This window comes from Limosilactobacillus avium (assembly GCF_947381485.1).
GTDB lineage: Bacteria > Bacillota > Bacilli > Lactobacillales > Lactobacillaceae > Limosilactobacillus > Limosilactobacillus avium.
Window position 1 is genome coordinate 1 of sequence record NZ_CANCWN010000061.1, and the last position, 2,559, is coordinate 2,559.

Sequence of the window (2,559 nt, forward strand, 5' to 3'; positions counted from 1 at the left end):
ACTTCTTTCTTTTCGCCAGCAGTCAGCTTCGTTGGGTCATCAACCTTGGTCTTGTCTTTAACCGTTGGATCCAGCTTGTCAGCACTCTTCTTTGCTTCAACCAGCTTATCGCCTGTGATTGTGTCGACTGACTTGTCTGGGTAGGTAATTGTGGTATCTCCATTGTCACCCACATCAATCTTGGTTCCTTCTGGTAAGCCAGGGTTGTTATCACGAATGTTGTCTTCGACTTCTTTCTTTTCGCCAGCAGTCAGCTTCGTTGGGTCATCAACCTTGGTCTTGTCTTTAACCGTTGGATCCAGCTTCTCTGCTGAAGTCTTTTTGACTACATACACATATTCATCGTGATGATCAATAGTATATGTTCCATTTACAGTATTTGCTTGATTGGTCGCCAAATTATAGTCCGTTGGTACATTGACATTATAATTATAAGTTTCTCCCAATTTACCACTAATCTTATCTGTTGCTACTTCTTCCCCATCTCCCGGCACAAAAATAGAATTTTTATTCCCAGTTACATCGATATAATGAACTCTAACTTCAGACTTATCTTCACTACCATCCTTTGCATAATAGTAAACAATACCATCATTAGTTGATGTAATCTGATTTATATATGTGTACCATTTTCCATGCGAAATAAACGACATGCGATCGTTAACATTTAACTTGTTCCCCAAGTAACGTGTCGTATTATTAAGCACTTCACCATCATGATACGCAGTAACTCGAACCAACCCTTGAGAGTTAATTACTGTTTGCTTTATAACTACATGTTTATCAAGTCTAAAATCATACGATTCACCCACTTTATATGGGGAGATAGATCCTGTGGTCTCTGGCGATTGTTTCAATGTATATCCATCAATAGTTGGTGCCTCTCCGGTAATTGTGTATTTCTGATAAGCAACACCTTCAAAAGATTTTGGCACTGCAAGTTCGTCTCCCGTTGCTTGATCAATATAATGAATCGTAGTTGTCATTTTCGTTGGCATTGGAGTCATCATAAAGCCATTTCCATATGAAGCTGGGTCTCCAGAAATTCCGGTATCTTGACCATATGCAAAACCAACCACCATGCCCTGTATATCATCGTCTTTTTCGATCCCATCAAGACTAATTGAAACACTAGTCCCATCATAATTAGTAAAAATTGGAGTATGATTAGTTCTACCATACTCAACCTTCTTTGATTCACCAGGTGCTACCACTGCTTCTTGTATATTTTTAAATCCAGTATGCAAAATTGTTACATATAAATTATTATCATTCAAATTATTTGAGCGGGCCAATAAATAGATAGCATGTAAAGATTCATTATAGTTAGCAACACCGGCAAAGTAGTATCTCCCGCTCTCATCGTTGGTAGTGTAGTTTTGCAAGATTTCCTTTACTTTTGCTGTTGAAGAGTCCTTATACCGCTTCAGGTTCTTGTATACCCAGTTATCCGTGGGCTTATTACTTATCTCCGTTAACATGGGCTGGGAATCCTCCAGCTTAATGTCTTGGTTTGAAATCGGTAAGCTAGTCGAGGCTTCCTTCATTACTAGTAGTCGTCGTGCAGCCAGTACTTTAGACTTGGCGGTTGTCTGTTGTGTAGCTGGTGTTGTTGCGTCGTTAGCCGGCGTTACTTCAGTATCTTTTTTGTCGACATTGGTAGTATTTTGCGTAGCTGGTGTTTTTGCGTCGTTAGTCGGCTTTACTTCAGGATCTTTTTTGTCGACATTGGTAGTATCTTGCGTAGTTTCATTCGCATTTGTCTGCTTGTCTTTATCTTGCGTAGTATCTTGGGTATTTGTTGCCACTACTTTTTCTTCAGCATTAGTTGTGGTTGCTACCGTTTCTTCTTTATCAGCTGTAGTCCGCAATGGTACTTCAGAACCTTGATGGTCTGCTACATTGCTATCTGTTTGGACAGTAGCATCAGTAGGTGTAGTAGTTGGCACCGTATCGGCTGATACCGCATGGTTGCTATGTAGCATAAAAGTTGTCCCCAACAATACTGATGCTACTCCTACAGATAACTTCCGTAGTCCCCAACGTTGCTTCCTTTCGGCATGCTTTTGTTGGTAGAATTGATGATTGTTTTTCGAAACCATATCCGTTCCTCCTAAGCTCATAAAATATATATACTTATCACACTTTTAGTGTATCATATACTTCGTATAAATCTATCAAAAAAACGATTCCTAAATTTCAAGAATAAGTTAGCCACTGGACTCAAATAAATAATACTGATCAATTGATTATTGGTCGATGGAGCTGTGATATCTCTTGGTAGAAAGCCTTACGATAGATATCCATTGACGAATGTCCATTAAACATAGCTCGTGGATAGTGATTCATCCAATCATTAGTCGCTATGATCTGAGCACTACTATAGTTATTTATAGCTTCACCTTTGGTAATCTCCTTGCGGAGAAACCGGTTATTGATCTCATTGGATCCGCGTTCCCAAGGAGAATATGGGTCAGTGTAAAAAACATGGTCATGAACTCGCGTTAACTCACTAAATTCAGAACCATTATCAGAAGTAATTGTTTTAAAAATGCGATA

2 protein-coding genes are annotated in these 2,559 nt (G+C 39.1%); both read right to left on the bottom strand.

All coding sequences use genetic code 11. From position 1 onward, the window contains the following. The coding region (locus tag QOS01_RS10200; RefSeq protein WP_283622249.1) for a YSIRK-type signal peptide-containing protein at positions 1-2,102 on the bottom strand (2,102 nt) is incomplete at its 3' end. Positions 2,103-2,241: 139 nt separating this feature from the next. Then, the coding region (locus QOS01_RS10205; protein WP_283622250.1) for an IS30 family transposase at positions 2,242-2,559 on the bottom strand (318 nt) is incomplete at its 5' end.